This window comes from Lichenihabitans sp. Uapishka_5, from assembly GCF_033947565.1.
Taxonomy (GTDB): domain Bacteria; phylum Pseudomonadota; class Alphaproteobacteria; order Rhizobiales; family Beijerinckiaceae; genus Lichenihabitans.
Genome location: NZ_JARPVX010000015.1, coordinates 1 through 24952, shown reverse-complemented (window position 1 = coordinate 24952; position 24952 = coordinate 1). Strand labels below are relative to the sequence as shown.

Sequence of the window (24952 nt, the reverse complement as noted above, 5' to 3'; positions counted from 1 at the left end):
TGAAGGCCTAGAATTGGCATCTCGCCTGAATGGCGATTGCAAATGGCTTGCGAGCGCGTCGGATCGAAAGCCAGCGTAGAAGGCAGGCTTGCTCTGCGAGCGACTGTGTCCCCCGAGAAGCGCTACATACCAGAGTGTAGCCGATGATTTCACCCCGAATCCTGTCCGTGTATCGGGTCGAATGGTCTTCGGTACAGCCACGCTTGTGACCCCGTCCGCGCCCTCGATGCCCTGAAGGCAGTCCGACTGGTCGGCATGGCCGTGGGCGAGGTGTACGGATCGAGGGCGAGACTGAAGTGACGAACGAGTTCTGCCTCTTGACGTTCCTCTCCAGAGTGTTCTCAATCGAGGCCCGTATCGGAGTGCCGTCATGAAATCCGCTTTCTTCGCGCTGGTCGCTGTGTCGCTGCTGACGGGCTCAGCCCTGGCGCAGACGCCGGCGGCGCCTGCTGCCGCCCCGACCGTTCCCGCCAAGGCGCCCGTGGTCCGCACCGCGAAGTCGCTCGACTGCTCGAAGGAAGCCGACGCCAAGAGCCTGCACGGCAAGCCGCGCAAGCACTTCATGTCGAGCTGCAAAAAGGCCTGAAGGGTTGCAGGCGTCGCGGGCCAGCGTTTTACCCCGAAGCCGGTATCCGATAGAATTATCCCTCAACGAGGGCTGACAGATGAGCGTCGCAGAAGAATTGGCTGATCTCGCCGAGGTCGTGCGGGATCAGGTCGCGCAAGGCATTGCGCGAGATCTGGCGATCAAGGTTCTGGTCGGCTTGGTGGCCCAGATGGTCGGCGAGGATCAGTTCAAGGAGCTTGCGGTCGGCCACCTGAAGGCGATCCAGCGCCTCGAGGCCGGCGACGAAGCCGAAACCGAAATGAACGACAAGGTCGCCGATCACTTCCACGATTTGTTGATCGAGTCGGCGGAAAGCGGTCTCAACTAGGAATCGAGCTAGTCAGCGGCTTGGCTGATGAAGCGTAACAGGTCTGCCAATGGAATCGAACGCTGCCAGAATGCACGAGATCCGCGTGAAGGCGGAGGACGAGATCGAACGCATCCTTCTCGAGCATCACGCCTCGCCTGAGACCTCGCTCGACACTGACCGGCTGCGCCACGCCATGGATCTGGCGATCGCAGCCACCATCGTCGAGAACAAGATCAAGGTGCGCGGCAGTTCCGTGTCGGCCTCGAGCGTTCCTTAAAGCATCTGCCGGCGTCTTATCGGCAGATGCGGACGGGGCCGTCATAGGTTTCTCGGATAAAGCAGTGGCGTGGTCGGTACCCGCCATCCTCATAGAAACCCGGGCCAGGGCCATAGCTATACCCTCCGCCATGGTAAGGGTGCGGCACGTAGGCGTAGTCCGGGTTCTCGTTATCTTTGCAATAGCCGTAATGCGACCGATGGCCAAAGGGCCCACACCCATCGCTGGCCAAGGTGAGACCCCCGTCGGCTCCGGGGACCGCCCGCAAGGGCACGGCTTGCGCCGGCAAACCAACAGACACGACCGCCAAAGCGGCAACCGCCAAGCACAACACGCGCATTCCCAGGACTCCCGTAAGCCGTACTGCCTTTTATCTCCGGCTGGATGAACAGGGCATGTCGAAAGAAGGCTCAGAGTCGATTTCAGCCCACCATCGTAGTCTCGAGGGGCGTTTGTAGATCATCTGCCCGACCCATGATCACGCTTTAGCGGCGGACAACGGCAACTGCAGCGTTGACAGTTGGGAAGTCCAAGCGGCGAAGGACGTGATCGCTACCAGAGATGATGCCCAGCCTCAACGCGCCAAGAAGGTCATAATTGACGCTTGCCAGTAAACTCACCACGGTTGCTCGGTCGAAACGTTCTTAAAGTGAGGTCTCGCGTACCGTCTCGAGCGGCCCTTTCCTTCACAGGGCATCACCGATGCGATTGGCATCGTAACCATTTGCATGGACGACGACCACCTTGCATCGCCCCCATCCGGTGCTTCGGAGACTCCACGCACAAGTGCCACACGCAGTAAGGGCTGGTCCCATGAATGCGACAACATTCTTGGGCCATCTCGTTGAGCCCGGATCAACGCGCGTGACCTAGCGTGTCGAAGGGGCTGGCGTCCCGCGATGGGAGAAACAGCCCAGCTTGTAACAGCCGAAGAGAGCCGCCGCCCCAACCCCGATGGCAAGCTTCGTGCCTGTCGACAGGCCGGCTGATTGCGGCTCACTCGGCTTGCTGGCCGAGGTCGCCCCACTCCCCGTCAGCGTAACGTCTACCCGCTGCGCGTCCTTGGGGCCGCCTTTCGGTGGCATATAGTCGACCGAAATCCGGTCGTCGGGGCGCTTCGAGCCGATGTAGGCCGCAAAGGCGGCGACATTGGTGAACACCTTGCCGTCGACGGCGATGATCTGATCGCCGACCCGGAAGCCGGCCTTGTCACCTGGGGAGCCGGACGTCACTCCGTTGACGCGCAACAGCTCGAAGGTCATGCCGCCGCTCGTGATGTGCTGCGCCCGCCCGACGTTCAGCCCCAGCTTCCCACCGCCTTTCGGCAGGGCATTGGCTTGGTCGGCTGTGAACGACTGGTAGCCCATTTGATTGTCGGCGAGCGCGACGCTGGGAAGAAGCTGCGATCCGAGCAACGACGCCGTCACAAACGCCGCGGCGATGCGGTTGACCATGAAAAATCTCCGTCGAGAGAAAGCCGGCGCCGAGGAGGGCACCGGCCGGATGGATCAGACCGAGACCGAACCTTCGTCCGGCAGCTGGCCATTCGGCGTCATGCCGTTCACGGCGGCCGGCAGATGCTGGCTCAGTTGGGACAGGAAATCCCCTGGCTGCATGCCGGCCTGGTTGGCCATGTCGTTGACCCGGTCCGCGCCGAAAACGTTTTGGAGCTGGTCGGGGGAAACGGGATGGTTCGACCCATTGCCCACCCACGAATCGGCCACATGGCCGAGGCCGGCATTCTGGAACTGTGACAGCAAACCGCCAAGCCCACCGCCGCCGAGGGCGCCACCCAGGCCGGAAGACGCCATACCGCCTTGCTGCGCGCCGCCCCCGCCGAGGATGCTCGATAATACAGCCCCCATCGGCGAGGAGGTCCCGCCGGATGCGCCACCCAGCAGGTTCCCCAAAACGGAATCAAGAATGCCCATGTGTTTCTCCTCGATGGACGCCGTCTTCGGCGTGATTGTGATCGGCTTGGACGAGACGATCGTCAGGGATGATCCGCCCTTCCCGATCGATATGGTCCACAGTCGCCACTTGGCGACGGAGCGCGACCGGGATGTGCGACACCTTGTGCTCGACGCGTCGGCGGATATGCAGCTCTTCCTTGAGGACGAGTTGCTTGACGACCACGGATCGCTCCTCGAGCACCGGAACGATGACCGTATCGCCCTCTGTCCGCACGGCAGGCGCGACCTCGACGACGCGATCGATCGGCACCCGTGTGACGTCGACCACGGCGCGGTCGAGGGCGATCTCGGCAATATGGTCGTACGTTTCGGTCCGCGTCGAAACCCGGACCTTCCCGGTCACGATCTGCCGCTTCGAAAGCTCGAGGGCTTCTTCGGCGACGAGGATCACATCGGGCGCCTCCTCCCTCGGCAACGCCGCCACGCCGGCAGGCTCGCCAGAGCGGTCTGTCAGGAGGTCGGGATTGTGATCGTTCATAGCGCGTCCCGATGGGAGGGCATGCGAGCCGCACGAGGCGCGGCCCGTATCGTTTGTCAGACCGGCGCGGTGCGATCCGCGCCGGGCCTTATCCTGACCACACCACATCGTCCGTCGAACCAGCCCACAAAGGCTTCCAGCAGCAACGTCCTAGGTCCGAACAAAACTCGACGTAAAAACGCCAATGCGACTGCATTTGCCGCCGCTAGGGCCCTTCGGTTTGCCGGACCGACGGCGTCGTCATCCTATGAACACCCTTGACCGGCGGACCTCACGCCGCGGTCCACCGGCTTTTGGCCTCTGCGGCGGAGATCTTCAGCACGACCGTGCTGTCGACGGACTGCACCCAGTCGGTCGGGATCAGGTGATGCGAGCCACCCGACACCGGGTCCGTACGCTTGAGCTTGATGGTGGTCCCGTCCACGTGATCGACGACGCCGACATGCTGGCCATCGGACCCGATCACCTTCATGTCCTTTGCCCGCTGGATCGCATCGGTATCGGCGAACAGCGAGACCGATGGGGCAGCGGCGCGGGTGTCCTCGATGTCAACGTGGGTCTTACGCAGGGTGTCGGTGACGGTTTCGGCGCGGTCGGCGACAACCTTGCGAATGCCAATTTCCTCGACGACTCGCGCCGTCTTGGCCACCACCGCTTCTTCCTTCATCTCCTCGACCTCGACCGTGCGGTCCTGAAACAGGTCGGCACCGAGGGCCGCCGCCCCGAGCGGACGGTCGACCGGGCGACGCTCGACGCTGACCGTTTCGTCCCGCAGGTTGACCTGCTGCGAAAACGGGGTCTCGACCACGGAGCTATGGATGCGGACCTTGCCCCGGTTGACGGCGCGCTTGCCGACCGTGATCGACTCCTCGGCCACCTGGATCACGTCGTCGCCACCGGAGACGCCAGCCGCCGCCACGGGCGTCGAGGCGCGGTAGGCCTGCTGCGATGAGGGCGTCGACAACACGCCTGCGGCCGCTGTATCGGCATGAACCTGCGTGGCCGGCGTCATCGAGCGCAGGGGCCTCGCGCCTTGATCGGCAACGCCTCCACCTGTGACGGTAGCCCCGCCACGCCAACCTTCGCTACGCCATGTCGCTTCGCGCTCATCGAGATCGACGGTGCCGTGCTGGTCGAGAATTTCGATGGCTTCGTCGACCTTTGCATCGTCGACCCGCGCCGTCACCATGATGGCGCCGCGACGGACGCCTTCGGCATAGGCGTGATGATCGTCCGAACCGCCGAACGCTTCTTCGAGCGAGGCCCAGAACCCTTTCGTCTGCGGCTCCGCAGCGCCGGAATAGGCCGTTGCGGCCGACTCGGGCGAAACCGTCAGCTCGCCATCGGGAATACCGGCTTGCCGCAGCATCAGCACGGCATTGTTGGCGTATTCGCGGCTATCGTAGAACGCAGTGATCGTGTGCTTGGACATGATGTGCTCCTCCGATGAGCCGGAACGCTCGGCTGCGCGAACGCAATCGAGCGACGTCGAGCACGCGTGGAACAACACCGCGCGAGCCAAACCGTTCGGCTTCATCGATTGTCGCCAGGGCGGCGACTGAGACCGGGGATGGGTGCTACCTCGTCCACGCCTCCGGTCAGGCGTAGGAAGGCATCGAAACACCACATTCACCTCGCGACGCGAGGCTGGACTGCTTCCCGGCTGCTTGGCAGCGGCCGGGTCCTCCCAAAGAGGTCTTTGCGATGGATGAACCACGGCATGGACGCCAAGGTTCCGTTCGTCGAACCAACAAAATGTCGGTTCTTACATCAGCTCGCGGCGGAGGTGCTGGTCAAGCTTTCGATCTGCCCGAGCAGGCGCGCGAAGTCGACAGGTTTGGAATGATAATCCGTGCAACCGGCCGCCAGTGCCTTCTCCTTGTCGCCCGACATGGCATGTGCCGTGAGGGCGATGATGGGCAGGGTCGCGGTCCGTTCGTCGGCCCGCAGCATGGAGGCGACGGTCCAGCCATCCAGGACGGGCAGGTTCATGTCCAACAGGATGATGTCGGGCGCAACCGTGATGGCCTGGTCGAAACCGGCCTTGCCGTCGGTGGCCACCACCACGTCGAAGTTCCGGCGTTTCAGGCGTCGGGACAGAAAATCCCAGATCTCTTCATGATCTTCGACCAGCAGGATCTTCATCGTTCCTTCCATTCCCGGCACTGTTGCTTGCACCGTCCAGCACCATCGCGGACCGTGTTCTGGGCGCTGCGGCGGCATCCTGCACTGGCCGCAAACCCTGTTGCCTCCGCCCTGGCGATCCGATTCGCGATCGGCCGTCAGCGTGCCCAGGCCCTTTCACCAAGTCCTTGGTGTCCAGACCTCGGCGTCGGCAGGTTCGAAAGCCGCTTAAACCATCGCGCCCTCGCCGCCATCTGAGGCGTAAAGCGGCACTGGTATTGCCGCATCAGGCACGATGGTGTGCCAGCACCTTCAGGACTGCGGGCTGCCCCTTGCAATCCGTCGTCCCGTTACGCCCCGCTCCCGCCCCCACACGATCAATCGCGCGCGGGTGCGAACCCCCGTCTTGCGGAACAGCGACGCGACATGGTTGCGCACGGTGTTGGCCGATAACGAAAGCTTGGCCGCGATGGCGGGGTCTTCGAGGCCTTGGCAGACGAGCGTCAGGATTTCGCGCGCCCGGGGCGGCAATTCGCCCAGTTCCGAGAAGGCGTGGGTGGCGGCGTCTGGCCCGTCGTCGGCCTGCCGCGCGAGCTTCTCCATCACCGCATCCGTGAACCACGCAGTGTCCCGCATCACGGCTTCGATGGCGCCCGCGACCTCGACATGGGTGCGGTCGTAGTTCGACACGTTCTGCGCCGCAACCAGCATGCAGTTTTGTTGTCGGATCGTCACGGCTTCGGCCGAAACCAGGCAGGCCAAAACATCGCCCGTCTTCGTCTTCAGGCGCAGTTCGAGGTTGCGGGCACGACCATCCTTGCGCAGCAGCCGCTCGATCTCGCCATCGGCCTTTGCATCCGACCACAGCGGCAGGTCGACGGCGGCGCGCCCCACGATGTCGGCCACGAGGTAGCCTGTTTCTTCCGTGAAGGCGTCGTTGATCAGCAGCACCTTGCGTTCATGGCGAAGTGCCAAGAAGGTCGGGACCGGTGTCAAACGGAACGCCACCGCGAAGCGTTCCTCGCTCTGCTTCAGGGCGGTTTCCGCCTGACGTCGATCGTCGAGGTCCGCGAAGGTGAACAACATGCATCGCGTGACCCCCACCTCGATGGGCTGGCCAGCCACCATGACGCATTTTTCGCCGCCGTTCGGCAGCTGGAGCATGGCCTCCATCTGAGGAATGGTGCGGCCTTCCTTCAATCGCTCGATGGCCAACTCGCGCCGTGCCGCGCCCTCCAGCACGTCGACCTCGTAGATGGATCGACCTACGACCTTGTTCTCGTCGTAACCGGTCATTTCCAGGAAGCCGCGGTTGACCCTCATGTGGCGAAGGTCTTCGAGCCGGACGATCAGCGCAGGCGCCGGATTGGCGTTGAAGGCCCGCTCGAAGCGCTCCTCGGCGTGGTAGCGCTCCGTTTCGTCGTCGAGGATCAGAACCAGGCAATCGGGGACGCCCTGTTCGTCGAGCAGCACCAGGCTGCGGATGCGGTGGGTCCATTGCGGCTCGATCGCACCGGCGGGCGCAACCTCGACCACGACCTCGTCGAAGGCCTCGCCGGCCAGCACGCGCTCCATCGGGTAGGTGCCTTCGGCGAGGCGGTGCCTGTTGCGGTAACGCAGCTCGAAGCGCCGGCGGTATTCGGCGACGTCGCCGCCCAGCGCGTCCAGCTCGGTCACCCCGTGCATGTCGAGCGCGGGTTTGTTGGCCCATTGGATGGTCTGGTCGGTGCCGATCAGGATCACGCCGTCACTGACCCCGGCCACGATCTGACGGAGGTGCCGCATACCCAGGTGATGGCGCGGAAGATCATCGGTCATCGCCGGCCTCCGGTGCGGACGGCGTGCGGGGGGGCGGCATCGTGGCCGGCAGCGAGAGCGTGAAGGCGCTGCCTTGGCCAGGCACGCTGTTCACCGCGACGTCGCCGCCCAGCATCGTGACGAAGGCCTTGGTGAGGGAAAGGCCCAAGCCGGTCCCGCCGAACCGCCGCGTGGTGGAGGCATCCGCCTGGGTGAAGCGGGTGAACACCTTGCCAAGCTGCTCGGCCGTCATGCCGATGCCGGTATCCTCGACCTTGAAGTCCAGCCATGCCTCTGATCCGGGCCGGGCCATGCGGGTCACCGACAGCGTGATGGCGCCGCGATCGGTGAATTTGGCAGCGTTGCTGAGCAGGTTGAGCAGCATCTGGCGGAGCTTCGTCACGTCCGAGCGCATGACGCCCAAGCCGTCCCCGACCCGCACGACCAGCGTGTTGTTCTTCTTGGCGACGAGACTCTCCACCGTGGCGGCGACGCCGCGCACGATCGCTTCCACCTCGAAGCTTTCGGCGAAAACCTCCATCCTGCCGCTCTCGACCTTGGCGAGGTCGAGGACGTCGTTGATGAGGCCGAGCAGATGGCGGGCGTTCGACTCGATCTTGACCACATCGCCGACCAGTTCGCCCGCCGAGGCGCCATCCAGGATGAACTCCCGCATCATCTCGCTGTAACCGATGATGGCCGACAGCGGCGTGCGCAGTTCGTGGCTCATGTTGGCGATGAAGTCGCTCTTGGCGCGGTTCGCGCCCTCGGCCGCCTCCTTGGCGTCGCGCAGATCCTGTTCGGCCGTCTTGCGATCGGTGATGTCGAGGGCGGTCCCGATCAGGCGCCGGCGACCCCGCCGATCCGTCACATAGTCGGCCCGGCGCGTCAGCCAGCGCACCTCGCCGGTATCGGCCCGCCTGATGCGGTACTCGACCGACCGGGCGTCATGTCCGGCCCGGCGGCGCGCCTCGTTGGTCGTATGCTGGCGATCGTCCTCGTGCACCAAGGCTTCCAACATGGTCGTGGGCGCGCTGGCCTGCGGCTCCAAGCCGAACAACCGCCAGAACAGATCCGACCCCCGGGTGATGCTGCGCTCCACGTCGGTTTCGAACGTACCGACGCGACCCGCCTCCTGGGCCAGCCGCAAGGTTTCTTCGCTAGCCCGAAGGTCGCGGATGATTTCAGCCTCGGCGACGCTGCCAAGCCCGGCCGCCACGACGCCGGCCAGGAGCTGCACGACAGTCTCATCGGCCTCCGTGAACGCATCCGTCTTGGCCGACTGCAGTTTGAGCACCCCGACCACTTTGCCCTGGCGCACCACAGGCGCAATGCTCATCGAGCGTATGCCCAGACGCCGGGCCAGCGTGGGATCGACCCGCTCGTCGTTCTCGGCATCGCCCGTGGCGAGCGCCCGTCCCTCGCGCAGGCAGCGCCCCGAGAGCGTGTCGGCCAGGGCCAGCCGCAACCCGAGAAACGGGGTCAGGTCGCCCGCCACGGCCTTGTAGACAAGCTCCTCGCCCTCGCGCAGTTCGACCACCGCGCCATCGGCGTTGCCGATGACGTTCATGGCACCGGTAACCACGGCGTCCAACACGGTCTCGAGGTCGTCGCCCGCCGAGCCGATCCCGTGTTGCATGCCGACCATCGCCCGCTGGCGTTCAGCATCGCGGCGGAGGAAGCTCTCGATGCGTGCGCGATCCTGCAGCGCGGCGTCGCGTTGCCGGAGCGTGCGGCGCAGCTCCATCTGGGCCATGACCTGCCGGGCCAGCGCCCGAAGGCCGGTGGCCTGTTCGTCGCTGAGGCCTGCCGGGCGGGGGCGGGTGTCGATCACGCAGAGCGTGCCGAGCTTGGTGCCGGCTGGGGTCTGCAGCAGGGCACCGGCATAGAACCTGATGTGGGGCTCGCCAATCACCAGCGTGTTGTCCCGGGTGCGCTGGTCGAGCGCCAGGTCCGGGATGATCAGAATATCGTCCTGGCGCAGCGCATGGGCGCATACGGATTGGGAGATGGGGGTCTGGCTCGGCGCGAAGCCGACGCGCGCCTTGAACCATTGCCGCTCCGCGTCGACCAGGCTGACGAGCGCCACAGGCGTTTGACAGAGCGCCTTCGCCACCTGCACGATGTCGTCGAAGCCGGTTTCGGCCGGGGTGTCTAGAATGGCATAATCGGCCAGCACGCCCAGCCGGGCGGATTCGGCCATCGCCGGGGTTGCGGGTTCGGTCATCCGTCGACCTTGGCCGGTGGAACGAGCCCACGCAACTGCCCGGTCAAGGTCCCGAGGCTGGCCGTCTTGCTGACGATGCCATCGGCCTCCCGCAGCCGTGCCCGATCGGCCGCCGACAGGTCTCGCGCGCTGAACACCAGCACGGGCAGGTCGGCACAGCCCGGTTTTTCCCGCAGCGCGTGCAGGAATGCGAACCCATCCATCACCGGCATGGTGAGATCGAGCAGCACGGCGCGCGGTGGGCCGTGCATCACCTTTTCCAAAGCCTCCTTGCCGTTGCTGGCCTCGATCACGCTCCAGCCCTGGCGCTCCAGCGCGGTCCGCACCCGCTCGCGCACATCGGGGTCGTCGTCCACCACCAGCACGTCGCCCTCCGCATCGCGGAACCGCTCCATCACGGTCTTCAGCCTGTCCCAGGCCACGGGCTTGTCGATGTGGTCGGCGGCCCCGAGCGTGGCGCTCAACCCCTTGTCGTTGGTGAAGGTCACCATCACCACGGGGATCTTGGCCAGTTCGGGATCCGCCTTGAGTTCCGTCAGCACCGCCCAGCCGTCGACATGCGGCATCATCACATCGAGCGTGATGGCGCGCGGCTTGACCATGCGGGCGATCTCGAGGCCGCTCGGCCCGTTCGCAGCCGTACGCACGGCGAAGCCCTGCCGTTCCAGGAACTTGACCATCAGGTCGCGCTGGGCCGCGTCGTCGTCGATGACCAGCACGGTTTGGCGGGCATCCTCCTGGGTTCGGACGGGAAGGCCGCTATCCTCCTGATCGCCGTCCATGTCGCGCTCGGGCATGGTGGCTGGAAGGCGCAGCGTGAAGGTCGTTCCCGCGCCGTGGACGCTGGTGACCGCGATGTCGCCGCCCAGCAGCCGGCTGAACGCGCGCGTGATGGCGAGCCCCAGGCCCGTGCCGCCGAACTTGCGGGTGGTCGTCTCGTCGGCCTGCGAAAACCGTTGGAACAGCCGGCCGAGTTGCTCGGCCGTCATGCCGATGCCGGTGTCGCTGACGCGGAACTCGATCTCTGCCTGGGCGCCCTCTCCGGAACGCGCGACCGCCAAGGTGATGCGGCCGCCATCGGTGAACTTGGCCGCGTTGCTGAGCAGGTTGAACAAGCATTGGCGCAGCTTAACCACATCGGTGTGCATGGCGCCGACAGCTTCGGCGGCCTCGATCACCAGCGTGTTGTTCTTCTGATGCATCAGCGACCCGACCGTGGCCGCGACCTCCTTCAAGAGATGGGACACGTCGACATCCTCCGCAAAGGTGTCCATCCGGTTCGCCTCGATCTTCGACAGGTCGAGAACGTCGTTGATGAGGCTGAGGAGGTGCTTGGCGTTCGCATTGATCTTGCGCAGGTCGTTGATCAGGCCGGTTTCGCCGAGCTCCTCGACCTCCTCCTCCATCATCTCGCTATAGCCGATGACGGCCGACAGCGGCGTGCGGAGCTCGTGACTCATATTGGCGAGAAACGTGCTCTTGGCCCGGTTGGCCGCTTCGGCAGCTTCGCGAGCGACCTCGGCCTCTTCCTTAGCGAGGGCGAGGGTCGCTTCCCGCTCATTCAACGCCGCATTGGCGCGGCTGAGATTGCCAAGCGTGACCTCGTTGTCGAGGATCACTTGTCTGACGGCGGTGCAGACCATGATCATGGCGCTGCAAACGATGAAGAACTCGAGCAGGGAGATTTCCTGCGGCCCGCTGAGCCGCCAGCCCTTCTCCGGCCCGGTGAAGAAGCTCGCTGCCGCGATGCCCGAGGCCAGCGTCGCGGCAGCGCCGGAACCCTGGCCGAGCGCGAGGGCCACAAGAAAGACGATCGGCAGGTAGAGCAGGTAAGGCGCGGTATCGAGCGGCACGACCAGACGAAACGTGGTGATGATGACCACAACGGCAATCGTGCCGCCATATCGGGCCCACACGGGGAGAGCCTGACGGGACAGGAACCTGAGAAAATCGTGCATGGCCGCGCTCCACCGGTGGGCCACCGGCGACCGGCATGCTTGTTCTAACAGATCAGCCCGGCTGGTGCGTAGTAGGACCGGCGGCGGCGATCACGATCAGCGTGGGACGGTGGAGCCGCCCCGACGGTCGCGCGAGCATTTTGCGGCTGATCGGCTGGCCTTTCGCACCGTTAAGGGTGCGAGAGCCCGGGCGTGGCGCTGTGATGCGGGGATCGCCTGTCGCGATCCAAGCCACGCGGCCCGGGCTGGCAAGTTCGCCATAAGTTCGTTTCATGCGGCGCGGACCGCAGGGAGGGTGCCGGCGTCGGCATGGCGGGCCCTGAACCGGGCGAGTTCTGCGGGCCGGGCCAGCGTGCCGGTGAAGATCTCGACATAATGCGGAATGCGCTGCAGCCGGTCGGTCAGGCTTTCGCTCGTGTCCATCGAGATGTAGCCGATCTGCGTCAGGTAGATGGTGCGAGCCCGGACATCAGCGGCGGTCGCATCGAAGCCGAAGCGGACAAACATGGCCGTGAGCGCTGCCAGGCGGGCCGCGTCGGCTTCCGCAAGCGCGGCTCCGACCTCCGGAACATGCTGGCCCCAGCCGCGTACCGCGACTTCGAAACGGGCATCAAACAGCGTCGCGTCGAGCCAGCAGTCGAACAGGTTGAGGACCGCCTCCGCGATGGTTTCCGCATAGGCGGCCGTCTGCCTGACAAGGCCGCCGGTGTTGGTGTCGCGCCATTGTTCGAGCAGCGCCGCCAGCAGGGCGCCGCGATCGGCGAAGAACCAATAAAAGCTCGTGCGCGACAAGCCGAGCTTGCGTCCGAGCGGCAGGATCCGCACGGCATCGACGCCGGATTCGAGCAACAAAGCATGGGCGGCCTCGAGCCACAGCGCGCGCGAGCCCTTCGGGCCGGTTTCGAGGATCGTGTCCGCCACCATCGGCATAGCCAACCAGAGTCACGGCGGGAGCGCAAGACCGCCGTACAGATCCGTCCATAATCTTGACAGGGGTGTACACCCTTCTATCGTGAAGCGATTGCAGACCTTTAAGGATCGCACCGCATGGACCCGATGGACCCCCTGCTGCAGCCCTTCCAGCTCAAGCACCTGAGGCTCAGGAACAGGATCCTGACGACCGCACATGAGCCGGCCTATGCGGAAGATGGGCTGCCCAAGGAGCGCTACCGCGCTTATCACGTTGCGCGTGCCAAGGGCGGCATCGCTCTGACCATGACGGCGGGGTCGGCCTCGACGTCGCGCGACAGCCCACCGGTGTTCAACAACGTGCTGGCCTACAAGGACGAGGTGGTGCCGTGGATGCGGGACCTCGTCGATGCCTGCCACGAGCACGGCGCCGCCGTGATGATCCAGCTGAGCCACCTCGGCCGCCGCACCCGCTGGGACAAGGGCGACTGGATGCCCGTGGTGTCGCCGTCCCACCACCGGGAGGCCGCCCATCGCGCCTTCCCGAAGAAGCTGGAAGACTGGGACCGGACGCGGATCGTCAAGGATTACGGCGATGCCGCGGAACGCATGAAGGCGGCCGGGGTCGACGGCATCGAACTCGAAGCCTACGGCCACCTGCTCGACCAGTTCTGGTCGCCGCTGACCAACGAACTCGAGGCACCCTATGGCGGCTCGGTCGACAACCGCTTGCGCTTCATCTTCGACGTGCTGGGCGAGATCCGCGCCAGGGTCGGGTCGGCCTTCATCGTCGGCATCCGCTATGCGGCCGACGAGGCGCAGGAGGGCGGCCTCAACAAGGCGGACGGCCTCGAGCTATCCCGTCGGCTGAAGGCCAGCGGCCTGGTGGATTTCCTCAATATCGTGCGGGGCCACATCGACACGGACCCGGGCCTGACCGACCTTATCCCGATCCAGGGCATGGCGTCGGCGCCGCACCTCGACCTCGCCGGCGAGATCCGGGCCGAAACGCACTTCCCGACCTTCCACGCCGCCCGCATTCCGGACGTGCCCACGGCGCGCCACGCCGTGCAGTCCGGCAAGGTCGACATGGTCGGCATGACGCGGGCCCACATGACCGACCCGGACATCGTCCGCAAGATCATGGCGCGCCGCGAGGACGACATCCGCCCCTGCGTCGGGGCCAATTATTGCCTCGACCGCATTTACCAGGGCGGCGCCGCCTACTGCATCCACAATGCCGCGACGGGCCGCGAGGAAACGATGCCGCATGCCATCCCACCGGCCGAAATCCGGCGCAAGGTGGTGGTGATCGGCGCCGGCCCAGCGGGCCTCGAAGCCGCCAGGGTGGCGGGGGAGCGCGGCCATGCCGTGACGGTGTTCGAGGCCGCCAGCGAGGCCGGTGGCCAGATCCGGCTGACGGCCCGCAGCGCGCGCCGGCGCGAGATGATCGGCATCGTCGACTGGCGCGTGGCGCGGTGCGAGGCGCTCGGCGTACGCTTCCGTTTCAACACCTACGCGGAGACCAGCGACGTGCTGGCGGAGCAACCGGACGTGGTGATCGTGGCGACCGGTGGGCTGCCCCATACCGCCGTCCTGCAAAGCGGCAACGACTTGGTGGTGTCGGCCTGGGACATCATCTCGGGCGACGTCAAGCCGGGCAGCACCGTGCTGATCTTCGACGATGCCGGCGACCATGCGGCCTTGCAGGCGGCCGAGATCATCGCCGCCACGGGTGCCAAGGTCGAGATAATGACGCCCGACCGCGCCTTCTCGCCCGAGGTGATGGCGATGAACCTCGTGCCCTACATGCGGTCACTGCAAAAGCGCGACGTCACCTTCACGGTGACGTTTCGGCTCGACGCGGCCGAACGCGCCGGCAACCAGATCCGGGCCACGGTCGGCAGCGATTACGGTGGGGTGGAGAAGCACCGCCTTGTCGACCAGATCGTCGTCAACCACGGCACGCGACCGCTCGACGAACTCTACTTCGAGTTGAAACCCTTGTCGCGCAACGAGGGTGCGGTCGATCACGACGACCTGATCGCCGGACGGCCGCAGGCGCTGTCGCCACATCCGGATGGCGCCTTCCAGCTGTTCCGCATCGGCGATGCGGTCGCGGCGCGCAACACCCATGCGGCCATCTACGACGCGTTGCGGCTTGTGAAGGACCTTTGAAGCCGCTGGCCGGCGCGCGCTAGCGGGGTCCGAGCTCGCGGATCAGCGCCGCGTCGAAGCCGTCGGGGTCCTGCATCTGCGGCGCATGGCCGAGGTTTGGGAAGGTGATCAGCTTGGCGCCCGGGATGGCCTTTGCGGCCGTCTGGCCGAGCTCCGGATAATGGCCGAGCCGCGCCTGCACCTCGGGCGGCGCCATGTCCTTGCCGATGGCCGTGATGTCCTTCTGGCCGATCATCAGCAGGGTCGGCACCGCAATCTCGGGCAGGCGGTACACGACCGGCTCGGTGAGGATCATGTCGTAAAGGAGCGCAGAGTTCCAGGCGACCCGCACCTTGCCGGGGCCGTCGTTCAGCCCGGCCAGCATCCCGACCCAGGGCTCGAAGCGCGGCTCCCAATGGCCGGCATAATAGGTGGTGGTCTCGTAGCGGCGGATCGCGTCGGCGTTGGTTTTCAGCTCACGGGCGAACCATCGCTCGACCGAGATCGGCGGCACGCCCTTGGCGCTCCAATCCTCCAGCCCGATCGGGTTCACCAGCACGAGGCGCGCGAGGTCATGCGGGTACAGCAAGGCGTAATGCATGGCCAGCATGCCGCCGGTCGAATGGCCGACCATGACCGGCTGGGTGACGCCGAGCGAGGCCAGCAGATCGTGGGTGTTCTCCGCGAGCTGGCGGAAGGTGAACTGGTAGCCTTCGGGCTTCGACGATTTGCAGAAGCCGATCTGATCGGGCGCGATCACCCGATAGCCGGCCCCGACCAGAGCCCGGATCGTTGTCTCCCAGGTGGCGGCACAAAAATTCTTGCCATGCAGCAACACCGCGACCTGACCGGTATCGCGCGTCGGCCGGACGTCGAGATAGGCCATCTGCAGCGGCTGGCGCTGCGAGGTGAAGCGATAGCGCTCCACCGGAAAAGGATAGGCGAAGCCTTCGAGCTCCATGCCGTACCGGGGCGCTTCGGGCGCGGTCTCGGCGCTGGCCCGCAGGGTCAGGCTGGCCAGGAGTGCCGCCACGATGGCAGCCGGCAGCATCAGGGTCCGGCTTGAAGACATAGGTATGCGTGCCCCTGGCAATGACCGGCGGATGGTAGCGGGCCGCCGCCATCCATCAAGGACGTAGCTTCTCGCCGCCACCGATGGCGATCACGGCGATGATGATCAAACCGGTGAGGAGCGTGCGCAGCCCGGGTGCCGTGCCGGCGGCATTCAACATGGTGACGATCAGAAACATGAAGAGTGCCGCGCCCCAGACACCCGGCACGCTGGCCCGGCCACCCGACACCGCAGTGCCGCCGATCACCACCACCGCAATGGTGAGCAGCAGGTATTCCTGCCCCTGATCGAGGGCATTGCCCCCCGAGAAACCGGCGATCAGCGCTCCGGTGAGACCCGCGAGGGCGCCCGAGATCAGATAGGTGAGCAGCCGGGTGCGCTCGACCGAAAGCCCGGCCAGCTGGGCGACCCTGCGGCTCTGGCCGATGGCCGAAACGCTGCGGCCATAAACGGTGCGCTCCAGTGTCAGCGCCACAACCACCGCCGCCGCTAAAGCCACGACGGCAAGCAGCGGGATACCGGCGAAGCGGAACGACACAAGATCGGCGAACAACTGGGGCGGCTTCACCGTAAGGCCGCGCCCCACCGTAATGGCGATCGAGGTCACGACGAGGCTCGACGACAGGGTCGCAATGATGGGCGGAATGCGCAGCAGCCGGATCAGCCCATAATTCGCGATGCCGACCGCGGCCCCGGCCGCGATCGCGGCCACGAGCCCAGGCAGCATCATCTCGGGACGCTCGTTCATGGTCAGCATCGCGACCGCGCCCGACAGCGCGATAACCGAGGGGATCGACAGGTCCACATTGCCGGGCCCGGTGGTGATGACCAGCATCTGGCCGAGCGACACCAGCACCGTGAAAGCCGAGAACGTGAAGGCGGCGGTGAGGATCTGACCGCCGCCCTGGCCATGCGCGGCGATGAGCGTCGCACCCCAGGCGGCCGCGGCGCCCAGAAAGGACCACAACCACGGCGCACCGCCGAGGCGCGCCTTCAGGATCGCCATCATGGGGCCGCCTCCTTGCCGCGGGCCAGCACGGCGCGGATCGCCAGCACCGCGATGAGGATGAGGCCCTGTGCGCCCACCTGCCAGTCTGGGCTGATGCGCATGAAGGTCAGGAAGGACGCCGCGAGCGTCAGCGTCATGGCGCCCAGCACGGCCCCGACCGGGAACACCCGGCCGCCCACAAAAGAAGCGCCGCCGAGGATCACCGACGCGATGGAGATCAGTGTATAACGCGACGCGATGTTGGCATCGCCCGAGGTCGTGAGGCCGAGAAGGCTGAGGCCCGACAAGAGGCCCAGGATGCCGGCCGTCGCGTAGACCGCGACCCGGATCGCCATCAGCGACCAGCCGGCCCGCGCCACCGAGCGGGCGTTGCCGCCCGCCCCACGCAGGACGACGCCGAGCGACGAGCGGGTCACCGCAAACCAGCCGACCAGCGACACGACCGCCGCGATCCAGAGCGCCAGTGGGGCCAGCGGCGGTTTCCACCCCATGGTGGTGGCAAGCCAGGCCGGGGCATGGCCACCGGGGGTCGGCAGCACCGTTACGGCGAGGCCGAGCCAAACAAAGGACAGCCCCAGCGTCACCACGATCGAGGGAAGACCGCGCCAGGCGATCAACGCGCCCACGGCCGCATAGAGCACCACGGCGCCGAGCAGAGCCAGAACACCGAGCCAGGGCGTCTGCACCAACAGGGTCGCGCCAATACAGGCCACCAACGACACATAAGCGCCGATCGACAGGTCGAGATCGTTGACGGCGATCACAACCATCTGGGCCAGGGTGGCGAAGACGATCGGCACCGCCAGATTGAGCAGCAGGTTCAGCCCGAAATACGACATGGCGCGCGGCTGCTGGTGAAAGATGGCGGCGAGCAGCAGCGCCAATGTCAGCGCAGGAAGCAGCCGCTCGGCCAGGACCAGGAGGCGGCGGGACGTCATGCGTGCTCCTGGAACGACGCCCGCACAACGGCGTCCTCGGACAGGTCCGCGGCCGCGATCTCGGCCACGATACGACCGGCGTTGAATACGTAAACGCGGTCGCAGTGGAACAGCTCGTCCACCTCGGTCGTGTACCACAGGAAGCTCCGGCCGTGGCCGGCCTCGTCGGCGATCATGGCATAAACGTCCTGCTTGGTGCCGATGTCGACGCCGCGCATCGGGTCGTCCATCAGGATCAGCTGCGCCGGCGAGCCGAGCGCCCGGGCGAAGAGCGCCTTCTGCTGGTTGCCGCCGCTCAGCGACAGGATGGGATCGCGGAGGTCGGGCGTCCGCAGCGCCAGCCGCTCGCGCCAGCGGGCCGCCTCGCTTCGCTCGATCGCGCGATCGATCAACCCGTGACGGGTCATATGCGGCAGCCAGCGCGCTGACATGTTGCGCTCGATCGACCAGAGCGGAAAAATGCCATCGGCGGTGCGGTCCCCCGCCACCAGCGCCACCGTGGCCCGCAGCGTCACCGCGCGATCGCGGCGTGCCGCCGCTTGCTGAATGCGCAGCAGCGCCTCGGTCTGGCCATGCCCGGCGAGCCCCGCGAGGCCGACAATCTCGCCGCGTGCGGCCGTGAGGCCGAGGCTGCCGGGGCCGCCCGATGCCATCGCGACGACCTGGTCGGCTGTCGCCGAACTGATCCGCACGGCGCGGGCACGCTCGGCCACATGGCCCATGGCGCCGACCAGATCTTCACGCGTGGTGCCCTGGCGCAGCCGCTCGGCCACGATGCCGCCGTCGCGCATCACCACGACGCGGTCGCTCGCAGCAAGAATTTCATTGATCTTGTGAGAGATCAGGATGACCCCGCGCCCCAATTCCACGAAGCGGCGGATATGGGCCACCAGCTGCTCGGCCACCTCGGCATCGAGCGAGGAGGTTGGCTCGTCCAGGATGACGAGCTGCGCCGGGCCGGTCGATTCCGTGAAGGCGCGGGCGATCTCCACCATCTGGCGACGGCCGATCGTCAACCGGCCGACGGTGTCGTCCATGGCGATCCCGTGACCGGGGAAGATCGCGTCGAGCGCCTGGCCCATCATGGCGGCCGCCTTGCGGCGCCAGCCGAACCCGTGCAGGCTCGGATGCGCGATGCGGGCCTGCTCGGCCACTGTCAGGTTGGGGCAGAGCGACAGTTCCTGGAACACGCAGCGGACGCCCGCCTCATGGGCGGCCCGAATGTCATAGGCGGGTCCGCCAAGCGTTCGGTGGCCGCCAAGCGACAGCGTGCCGCCGCTCGCCTGCAACACGCCCGCCACGACGTTCATCAGCGTCGACTTGCCGGCGCCATTGTGGCCGACAAGGCCGACGCATTCGCCGACCGCCACCTTGAAATCGACGGGCCGCAGCGCCTGAACGGCCCCAAAACTCTTCGACACACCGGTGAGGGTGACGAGCGGCTCCCGCCGGGCCGCGTCCGGCAAGGCCGGCACCCGATCGCCTGTCAGTGGCCGGCCTTGGCCAGGATGTCGGTCACGTCCTTGTCGGCGTACAGAACGTTGGTGACGCCACCCTTTTCGGTGTTCTTCAGCTGTGCGTCGAGCGTGTCCTGCGTCACGACCGTGATGGGCAGCAGCATGTCCTTGGGCAGCGTCTCGCCCGCCAGGATCTTGCGGGCCACCCAGAATGCAAAGGTCGAGGAACCCGGTGCGATCGAGGCCGACATGGTCTGGTAACCGTTGGCGTCGCGTTGCTGCTTCCACCAGCTGAGCTCGTCTTCGCGATTGCCGAGGAAGATCACCGGGGTGGTCCGACCGGCGTCCTTGAAGGCCTGGGCGACCCCGAAGCCGTCGCCTCCTTGGGTCGCCACTGCGGCGACGGGCGGCAACGTCGGCAGCACGCCGGCGACCTCCTTCTGGGCCACGGTCTGGGTCCAGTCGCCATGCACGCTGCCGACGATCTTCAGGTCGGCGTCGGCTTTGACGCCCGCCTCGATGCCGGCATGGATCTCGTCGTCGACGAAAACGCCAGCGAGCCCACGCACCTCGAGCAGGTTGCCTTTCAGCCCGCGGCTCTTGAAGTAGTCGATCTGCATGCCGCCGAGCTTCTTGAAATCGACCGCAATCCGATAGGCGCAAGGCTCCGTGGCGATGCCGTCGAAGGTCACCACCACGATCCCGGCGTCGCAGGCCTGCTTGATGGCGCCGTTCACCGCGCTCGGCGAAGCCGCGTCGATCACGATGGCGTTGTAGCCCTGCAGGATCATGTTCTGGATCTGCGCCGCCTGTTCGGTGGCCTGGTTCTCCGCGGTCGTAAAGGCAGGCGCTTCGGCCACGAGTCCGTCCGCGACCGCCTGCTTGGTGACCTTTTCCCAAGATTGCAGCATCGACTGGCGCCAGGAATTGCCGGCGTAGTTGTTGCTAAGCGCTATCTTCATGTCCTTGGTGTCGGCCGCCCAGGCGGGCCGGGTCAGGGCCAGCGGCAGCAGCATCAAGGTTGCGAGCGTGGTTTTCATCATGGGTCTCTCCCGTGTTCCGCTTTCTGCGAAGCGTTGCTGTGATGGGTTATGGCCGGCGGCGCCGGTCGGGCAAGGTGCGGTCCTACACGTGCAACAGCGCCTTGATGACGCCGGCAGACGGGTCGAGCAGCGTCGGAAAATGGTCCGGCACCTCCGACAAGGCCATGCGATGGGTCGCGAAGGCGTCGGTCGGCACGCGGCCGGCCCGTATGGCGTCCAACACCGTATCGAAATCTTCCGGCGTCGCATTGCGGCTGGCCAGCAACGACGTTTCGCGCTTGTGGAACTCGGGATCCGAAAAGCGGATATCGCCCGCCACGATCGACACCAGCACATAGGTGCCACCCTGGCCCACGAAGCCGAAGCCGCGCTCCATCGCGGCCGGGCTGCCGGTCGCATCGAAAACGACGTCGAAGGACACCCCCTCGGTGATCCGCTCGAGGGCCGCCACATCGCCCTCCCCCACGGCCACTGTCGCTGCGACAGGGAGATGCGCCTGGCAGAAGCGCAACCGATCCTGCCTCGGGTCCAGCAGCGTGACTTCCGCGCCGCGGAGCCCGGCGAACAGCGCTACCGCCATGCCGATCGGGCCGGCGCCCGTCACCAGCACCCCATCACCTTCCCCGCAACGGCTGCGCCGCACCGCATGAGCGCCGATGGCCAGGAATTCCACCATCGCGGCGGCGTCGAGGCTGACACCCGGTGCCGCCCGCACGAAGCGCTCGGGAAGACTGAGGTATTCCGTCATGCCGCCATCGCAATGCACGCCGAGGACCTGGAGTGTGGCACAACAATTGGTTTGACCACGGCGACAAGCGCGGCATGTCCCGCATGACAGGTAGGGGATCACATACACCGTATCGCCGACCGCGAGGGTGCTTCCATCCGGCACCGCCTCGACGGTGCCGGACAATTCGTGCCCCATCACCCGCGGGTAGTTCAGATAGGGTTGATTACCAGCAAAAATATGCAGATCGGTGCCGCAAACGCCGATACGTCCGATCTTCACCAGCACGTCGCCGTCGCGGCGCACCGGCATCGGCCGGTCCCGGCTGTTCAAACGCCCTGGTTGTTCGCAAACGATGGTCAGCATGGGTTCGGGCGCTCGATTGGCTTGACCAATTGGCAAAATCAATCGCAGATCGGCAGCGGGTGTCAAGCCTGCCTGAGCGGCCGCGGCACTCGGCGGCGGAGGATCGGCCATGGCGGGTGACGGGGGGCGACGGGTCGAGGTGCGGCGCCTCTACCAGCAAACTGCCGACGAGATCCGTGCTCTGATCGGCGCCGGCACCTACCGGGTCGACACCCGCCTGCCGGCGGAGCGCGAACTCGCCCAGCAGTTGGGCGTGTCACGCCCTTCGCTCCGCGAAGCCCTGATCGCCCTCGAAATCGAAGGCAGCGTTGAGATCCGCATGGGCTCCGGCGTTTATGTGCGGACGCCACCCGAGCCGCCCGTGAGCCTGACGCTGGCGCTCGGCGACAGCCCTTCAGAGCTGATGCAGGCGCGGGTCATCATCGAGGGAACCTTGATCCTGCAGGCCTGCGCCCGCATGACGCCGGCGACGCTCGATGTCCTGAGCGAGGCCATCGGAGACATGCGAGCCGCCGTCGCCGACGGGCGCGACCCGCTCGGGGCGGACCGGCTGTTTCACGAGACCATCGCCCAGCAGGCTGGCAATGCCGTGCTGGCCCGCATCGTCGCCGACCTGTTCGAGGAACGACATAGCCGCTTGTTCCGGGGGTTCAGTTCCCGGTTCGAGGATCGCGACACCTGGACGGCGGCCTTGGCCGAACACGAGGCCATCCTGGTGGCCTTGCGGGCAGCCGATCCGCTGCGGGCGCAATGCGCCCTCCGCTCTCACCTTTATGCCTCGGCCGAGCGCTGGATCGTCGATCGATAGCATCGCAGCGAAACGGGCTGCGCCCTTAGCCAGGGCTCCTCGTCGGTAAGCGCAGGCAGCATTTCCCTGGCTCTTGAGAATCCGAGAGGACGGTCTTGCGTATCTCCCCACGTGTCCCGTGTTGACTTGCCGCGACGGCACACGCGGCCGCCACCGCATCCCTCCACGCGGTGGCGGCTAGGTCGGGTCAGCCTGCGGCAGGGTGGTGCGGTACCAGTCTGCGTAAGGGGTGTTGCGAGCCATGTGGCGGTTGAGGTCGGGCGCGCCATCGCTCCACCACACCGGCCCCCGTTCGCCCAGCGCGATCTTAGCGGCGTCGACGGCCGCATGGGCCTCGACCTCGCTGGCCTTGGTGCGGCGGGCCGTCGCCACCGCGCGTCGGGCCGCCATGAGCGTGGTCACAAGCGCCTTGCGTTGATCTTCGCCCAGATGCGGGTTCACCCGGCGCCACAAGCGTCCACGCACCACGATGTAGCGACCGTCCGGGGTGGTGAGCGGGGTCATGCTTTGTCCATGCGGCCTTGTTTGCGAGCTTGTCATGCGTGAATGGCGGTCTTGGCGCAGGCGACAGTCGCGCGGATTGCGGGAGGGCATGTCGGTTTCATTAAGCTCCCTCGACCAAGGTGGCACCTCTGATGCCAGACCGCAGAGTTCCCGTGTCGAATCCTTCCGTGCATGCGTCGAGGCTCCATCGCGGATGGATGGCGCTCGGCGTGCTCGCACCGCTCGGCATGCTGGCGATCTTGAGCTTCATGTTGATCGACATGCGCCGCGACACCTGGCGGACCGCCGATCAAACGTCGCAAAATCTGCTGCAGGTGATGGCCCGCGATATCGAGCGCAACATCGAGCTTTACGATCTTTCGCTGCAGGCCGTGGTCGAGAACCTGAACGTTCCCAACCTCGACTCCTATAGTCCGGACCTGCGGCAGCTGATCCTGTTCGACCGTGCCGCCACGGCCAGCGACAAGGGCATGTTACTGGTGCTCGACCAGAAGGGCGACATTGTCCGGGCGATGGGGAGCGAGCCGCCGCCGAAGGGCAACTACGCCGACCGGGACTATTTCCAGGCCCAACAAGCGCGGTCGGATGCCGGCTTGGTCATCAGCAAACCCCTGGTGTCGCAATTGACCGGGCTGCCGATCGTTGCCCTGAGCCGGCGCATCAACAATCCGGATGGGTCGTTTGGCGGCGTCGTGGTGGGTACCGTGCGCCAGACCTATTTCGAGCACCTGTTCGATCGGATCGGGCTTGGCCAGGACGGTGCCATCAACCTGTTCCGCCTGGATGGAACCCGCATCGCCCGTTATCCTCGAACCGACGGCGACATCGGCGGCACCATCGGCGGCACACCGACGTTCCAGCGCTTTGTCAGGGAAGAAGCCGGCACCTTTACCGGGCTGTCGGCGCGGGACGGCGTGACGCGGCGCTACAGCTTCTGCAGGGTCGGGCACTATCCCCTGGTTCTCGATGTCGCCTTGTCGACGCGCGAAATCGATTCGGCCTGGCTCAACAAGTCGCTGTGGATCGGGAGCGCGTCGCTCGGTTTGTGCATCCTGACGATCGCCTTGGTGGTCAGCATCATCGGCGAAGCGCGGCGACGCCTGGCGCTGCAATCCGAGCTGGCTCGCCTGTCGGTCACCGACGTGCTCACGGAGCTTCCGAACCGGCGACGCTTCGAAGATGCGCTGCCGATGATCCATGCTCAGGCGCGGCGGTCCGGTGGGCCGTTTTCCCTGTTGGTCGTCGACGCCGACCATTTCAAGCGGCTGAACGACCGCTTCGGCCACCAGGTGGGCGATCAGGTGCTCAAAACCATCGCGCTCTGCTTGAAAGCCGCGGCGGCGCGCGGCACGGATCTCGCGTGCCGCATCGGCGGCGAAGAATTTGCCCTGCTGCTCCCCGGCACGGACCGGGCCGGCGCCGTGCAGGTGGCCGACCGCGTCCACAAGGAGATCGCCGCCTGCACGCTCTGGCCCTCGGGACTGGAACCGGGGGATGTCACGGTCAGCATCGGCGTCAGTTGCTTCGACAATGCCGCGACCGACACCGAAGCTGAACTCTACCGGCTCGCCGACGTGGCGCTCTACGACGCCAAAGCGAACGGCCGCAACCAGACCCGCGTGGCCGCGCCATCCCGGCCCGCGCACCTAGACATGCTGCGCGCCGTCCACGGGTGACGCACACCGGGTGGTTCAGGCAGCCGGAGGCTGGTTCAGGACCGTCGAACAATTCTGGAGGTTCATCGTATCTAACGTGTCTCACGCACGCCGTGCCGCGGTCAGCAGCAGGCACTCGGCAAGACATATCAATGGATTATGGCGGAGAGGGAGGGATTTGAACCCCCGATAGACTTGCGCCTATGCCGCATTTCGAGTGCGGTGCATTCGACCACTCTGCCACCTCTCCGGGCCGCCGGGCGTCCGGCGTGTGGTTTAGGGCAACTAGCATGGTCTGTCGCGGCGGACAAGCGGGTGCGTGCGGCGGTGGGCCGTCAGTGGTCGCGGCACCCTGGGGGGTGCCGCGATGGTGTTTCAGGGCTTCGGCAGGGCCTGGATCTTGTCGAGCAGCTGAAGCGCGATATCGGCGCAGCTCTTCATGGGCTCGTCGTCGGCGCATTTGACGTCGAGGCCGGTGTCGCCGCGCTCAATGCGGAAATGGGCGGCGCGGCTCGGCGGCGGGGGCGGCGGGCGATGGCCCTGCGGGCCGCCGGGG

The 24952-nt window shown here is 66.1% G+C and carries 24 protein-coding genes and 1 tRNA gene; 6 read left to right on the top strand and 19 right to left on the bottom strand.

The features are described 5' to 3' along the window. Positions 1-370: 370 nt before the first annotated feature. The 3 genes from P7D22_RS08610 to P7D22_RS08600 all read left to right on the top strand — a co-directional run bounded on the left by P7D22_RS08610 (position 371) and on the right by P7D22_RS08600 (position 1194). Complete coding sequence (locus P7D22_RS08610) at positions 371-586, top strand: PsiF family protein (RefSeq protein ID WP_319933814.1); 216 nt, start codon at positions 371-373, stop codon at positions 584-586. Between the two features lie 79 nt (positions 587-665). Continuing rightward, on the top strand, positions 666-935 hold the full coding sequence (locus P7D22_RS08605; protein ID WP_319933813.1) for a hypothetical protein: 270 nt from the start codon (positions 666-668) through the stop codon (positions 933-935). Positions 936-1005: 70 nt separating this feature from the next. Beyond that, the gene (locus P7D22_RS08600; RefSeq protein ID WP_319933812.1) at positions 1006-1194 is read left to right on the top strand and encodes a hypothetical protein; all 189 of its coding nucleotides are present in this window, start codon (positions 1006-1008) and stop codon (positions 1192-1194) included. A 16-nt stretch (positions 1195-1210) separates the two neighbouring features. Here P7D22_RS08600 and P7D22_RS23435 read toward each other — a convergent pair whose 3' ends face one another. The 10 genes from P7D22_RS23435 to P7D22_RS08555 all read right to left on the bottom strand — a co-directional run bounded on the left by P7D22_RS23435 (position 1211) and on the right by P7D22_RS08555 (position 12672). Continuing rightward, entirely contained in the window at positions 1211-1534 is a 324-nt protein-coding gene (locus P7D22_RS23435; protein ID WP_442916060.1) for a GCG_CRPN prefix-to-repeats domain-containing protein, read from the bottom strand. 529 nt (positions 1535-2063) lie between these two features. Continuing rightward, on the bottom strand, positions 2064-2648 hold the full coding sequence (locus P7D22_RS08595) for a PDZ domain-containing protein (RefSeq protein ID WP_319933811.1): 585 nt from the start codon (positions 2646-2648) through the stop codon (positions 2064-2066). 54 nt (positions 2649-2702) lie between these two features. Next, the gene (locus tag P7D22_RS08590) at positions 2703-3125 is read right to left on the bottom strand and encodes a YidB family protein (protein ID WP_319933810.1); all 423 of its coding nucleotides are present in this window, start codon (positions 3123-3125) and stop codon (positions 2703-2705) included. After that, positions 3112-3591 carry a YsnF/AvaK domain-containing protein gene (locus P7D22_RS08585; RefSeq protein ID WP_319933809.1) on the bottom strand — a complete coding sequence of 160 codons (480 nt, stop codon included), beginning with the start codon at positions 3589-3591 and terminating at the stop codon, positions 3112-3114. Before P7D22_RS08585 ends, P7D22_RS08590 begins: the two co-directional genes overlap by 14 nt. Before the next feature lie 325 nt (positions 3592-3916). Next, positions 3917-5077: a DUF2171 domain-containing protein gene (locus P7D22_RS08580; RefSeq protein ID WP_319933808.1), complete on the bottom strand. Its 1161-nt coding sequence runs from the start codon at positions 5075-5077 to the stop codon at positions 3917-3919. A gap of 338 nt (positions 5078-5415) precedes the next feature. Beyond that, a complete protein-coding gene (locus P7D22_RS08575; RefSeq protein ID WP_442916059.1) occupies positions 5416-5790 on the bottom strand; it encodes a response regulator in 375 nt (124 codons plus the stop codon). Positions 5791-6081: 291 nt separating this feature from the next. Further along, a complete protein-coding gene (locus P7D22_RS08570) occupies positions 6082-7587 on the bottom strand; it encodes a PAS domain S-box protein (RefSeq protein ID WP_319933806.1) in 1506 nt (501 codons plus the stop codon). Continuing rightward, a complete protein-coding gene (locus P7D22_RS08565; protein ID WP_319933805.1) occupies positions 7577-9793 on the bottom strand; it encodes an ATP-binding protein in 2217 nt (738 codons plus the stop codon). Before P7D22_RS08565 ends, P7D22_RS08570 begins: the two co-directional genes overlap by 11 nt. Next, the gene (locus P7D22_RS08560; RefSeq protein ID WP_319933804.1) at positions 9790-11751 is read right to left on the bottom strand and encodes a response regulator; all 1962 of its coding nucleotides are present in this window, start codon (positions 11749-11751) and stop codon (positions 9790-9792) included. The genes P7D22_RS08565 and P7D22_RS08560 overlap by 4 nt, the downstream gene beginning before the upstream one ends. A gap of 270 nt (positions 11752-12021) precedes the next feature. Then, positions 12022-12672, bottom strand: coding sequence for a TetR/AcrR family transcriptional regulator (locus tag P7D22_RS08555; RefSeq protein WP_319933854.1), 651 nt, complete (start codon positions 12670-12672; stop codon positions 12022-12024). A gap of 126 nt (positions 12673-12798) precedes the next feature. Between P7D22_RS08555 and P7D22_RS08550 the strand changes: the two genes are divergently transcribed. Beyond that, positions 12799-14838 (top strand): oxidoreductase, encoded by a 2040-nt coding sequence (locus P7D22_RS08550; RefSeq protein WP_442916058.1) that lies wholly within the window; start codon positions 12799-12801, stop codon positions 14836-14838. A gap of 19 nt (positions 14839-14857) precedes the next feature. Here the strand turns inward: P7D22_RS08550 and P7D22_RS08545 are convergent, their stop codons facing one another. From P7D22_RS08545 to P7D22_RS08520, 6 genes are all read right to left on the bottom strand, one after another. After that, positions 14858-15868, bottom strand: coding sequence for an alpha/beta fold hydrolase (locus tag P7D22_RS08545; RefSeq protein WP_319933803.1), 1011 nt, complete (start codon positions 15866-15868; stop codon positions 14858-14860). 76 nt (positions 15869-15944) lie between these two features. Further along, complete coding sequence (locus P7D22_RS08540; protein ID WP_319933852.1) at positions 15945-16895, bottom strand: ABC transporter permease; 951 nt, start codon at positions 16893-16895, stop codon at positions 15945-15947. After that, positions 16895-17836 (bottom strand): ABC transporter permease, encoded by a 942-nt coding sequence (locus P7D22_RS08535; protein ID WP_319933802.1) that lies wholly within the window; start codon positions 17834-17836, stop codon positions 16895-16897. The genes P7D22_RS08540 and P7D22_RS08535 overlap by 1 nt, the downstream gene beginning before the upstream one ends. Next, positions 17833-19311: a sugar ABC transporter ATP-binding protein gene (locus P7D22_RS08530; RefSeq protein WP_319933801.1), complete on the bottom strand. Its 1479-nt coding sequence runs from the start codon at positions 19309-19311 to the stop codon at positions 17833-17835. Before P7D22_RS08530 ends, P7D22_RS08535 begins: the two co-directional genes overlap by 4 nt. Before the next feature lie 11 nt (positions 19312-19322). Beyond that, entirely contained in the window at positions 19323-20309 is a 987-nt protein-coding gene (locus P7D22_RS08525) for an ABC transporter substrate-binding protein (RefSeq protein WP_319933851.1), read from the bottom strand. Between the two features lie 109 nt (positions 20310-20418). Further along, positions 20419-21429 (bottom strand): zinc-binding alcohol dehydrogenase family protein, encoded by a 1011-nt coding sequence (locus tag P7D22_RS08520; protein WP_319933800.1) that lies wholly within the window; start codon positions 21427-21429, stop codon positions 20419-20421. 109 nt (positions 21430-21538) lie between these two features. Between P7D22_RS08520 and P7D22_RS08515 the strand changes: the two genes are divergently transcribed. After that, entirely contained in the window at positions 21539-22237 is a 699-nt protein-coding gene (locus P7D22_RS08515) for a FadR/GntR family transcriptional regulator (RefSeq protein WP_319933799.1), read from the top strand. Between the two features lie 177 nt (positions 22238-22414). On the opposite strand, the gene P7D22_RS08510 is transcribed toward P7D22_RS08515, so the two are convergent. Next, the gene (locus P7D22_RS08510; protein ID WP_319933798.1) at positions 22415-22741 is read right to left on the bottom strand and encodes a hypothetical protein; all 327 of its coding nucleotides are present in this window, start codon (positions 22739-22741) and stop codon (positions 22415-22417) included. A 131-nt stretch (positions 22742-22872) separates the two neighbouring features. On the opposite strand from P7D22_RS08510, the gene P7D22_RS08505 reads away from it, so the two are divergent. After that, complete coding sequence (locus P7D22_RS08505) at positions 22873-24417, top strand: sensor domain-containing diguanylate cyclase (RefSeq protein WP_319933797.1); 1545 nt, start codon at positions 22873-22875, stop codon at positions 24415-24417. A 139-nt stretch (positions 24418-24556) separates the two neighbouring features. On the opposite strand, the gene P7D22_RS08500 is transcribed toward P7D22_RS08505, so the two are convergent. After that, positions 24557-24646: transfer RNA gene (locus P7D22_RS08500), tRNA-Ser, on the bottom strand. Between the two features lie 125 nt (positions 24647-24771). Further along, positions 24772-24952 (bottom strand): hypothetical protein (locus tag P7D22_RS08495; RefSeq protein WP_319933796.1); only part of this gene is annotated, 181 nt, incomplete at its 5' end.

What these genes read in the sequence shown, in the direction of transcription:
- P7D22_RS08610 (WP_319933814.1), top strand. Translation starts at nt 371, where the DNA reads ATGAAATCCGCTTTCTTCGCGCTGGTCGCTGTGTCGCTGCTGACGGGC.
- P7D22_RS08605 (WP_319933813.1), top strand. Translation starts at nt 666, where the DNA reads ATGAGCGTCGCAGAAGAATTGGCTGATCTCGCCGAGGTCGTGCGGGAT.
- P7D22_RS08600 (WP_319933812.1), top strand. Translation starts at nt 1,006, where the DNA reads ATGCACGAGATCCGCGTGAAGGCGGAGGACGAGATCGAACGCATCCTT.
- P7D22_RS23435 (WP_442916060.1), bottom strand. Translation starts at nt 1,534, where the DNA reads ATGCGCGTGTTGTGCTTGGCGGTTGCCGCTTTGGCGGTCGTGTCTGTT.
- P7D22_RS08595 (WP_319933811.1), bottom strand. Translation starts at nt 2,648, where the DNA reads ATGGTCAACCGCATCGCCGCGGCGTTTGTGACGGCGTCGTTGCTCGGA.
- P7D22_RS08590 (WP_319933810.1), bottom strand. Translation starts at nt 3,125, where the DNA reads ATGGGCATTCTTGATTCCGTTTTGGGGAACCTGCTGGGTGGCGCATCC.
- P7D22_RS08580 (WP_319933808.1), bottom strand. Translation starts at nt 5,077, where the DNA reads ATGTCCAAGCACACGATCACTGCGTTCTACGATAGCCGCGAATACGCC.
- P7D22_RS08575 (WP_442916059.1), bottom strand. Translation starts at nt 5,790, where the DNA reads ATGAAGATCCTGCTGGTCGAAGATCATGAAGAGATCTGGGATTTTCTG.
- P7D22_RS08570 (WP_319933806.1), bottom strand. Translation starts at nt 7,587, where the DNA reads ATGACCGATGATCTTCCGCGCCATCACCTGGGTATGCGGCACCTCCGT.
- P7D22_RS08565 (WP_319933805.1), bottom strand. Translation starts at nt 9,793, where the DNA reads ATGACCGAACCCGCAACCCCGGCGATGGCCGAATCCGCCCGGCTGGGC.
- P7D22_RS08560 (WP_319933804.1), bottom strand. Translation starts at nt 11,751, where the DNA reads ATGCACGATTTTCTCAGGTTCCTGTCCCGTCAGGCTCTCCCCGTGTGG.
- P7D22_RS08550 (WP_442916058.1), top strand. Translation starts at nt 12,799, where the DNA reads ATGGACCCGATGGACCCCCTGCTGCAGCCCTTCCAGCTCAAGCACCTG.
- P7D22_RS08545 (WP_319933803.1), bottom strand. Translation starts at nt 15,868, where the DNA reads ATGCTGCCGGCTGCCATCGTGGCGGCACTCCTGGCCAGCCTGACCCTG.
- P7D22_RS08540 (WP_319933852.1), bottom strand. Translation starts at nt 16,895, where the DNA reads ATGGCGATCCTGAAGGCGCGCCTCGGCGGTGCGCCGTGGTTGTGGTCC.
- P7D22_RS08535 (WP_319933802.1), bottom strand. Translation starts at nt 17,836, where the DNA reads ATGACGTCCCGCCGCCTCCTGGTCCTGGCCGAGCGGCTGCTTCCTGCG.
- P7D22_RS08525 (WP_319933851.1), bottom strand. Translation starts at nt 20,309, where the DNA reads ATGCTGCTGCCGCTGGCCCTGACCCGGCCCGCCTGGGCGGCCGACACC.
- P7D22_RS08520 (WP_319933800.1), bottom strand. Translation starts at nt 21,429, where the DNA reads ATGCTGACCATCGTTTGCGAACAACCAGGGCGTTTGAACAGCCGGGAC.
- P7D22_RS08515 (WP_319933799.1), top strand. Translation starts at nt 21,539, where the DNA reads ATGGCGGGTGACGGGGGGCGACGGGTCGAGGTGCGGCGCCTCTACCAG.
- P7D22_RS08510 (WP_319933798.1), bottom strand. Translation starts at nt 22,741, where the DNA reads ATGACCCCGCTCACCACCCCGGACGGTCGCTACATCGTGGTGCGTGGA.
- P7D22_RS08505 (WP_319933797.1), top strand. Translation starts at nt 22,873, where the DNA reads ATGCCAGACCGCAGAGTTCCCGTGTCGAATCCTTCCGTGCATGCGTCG.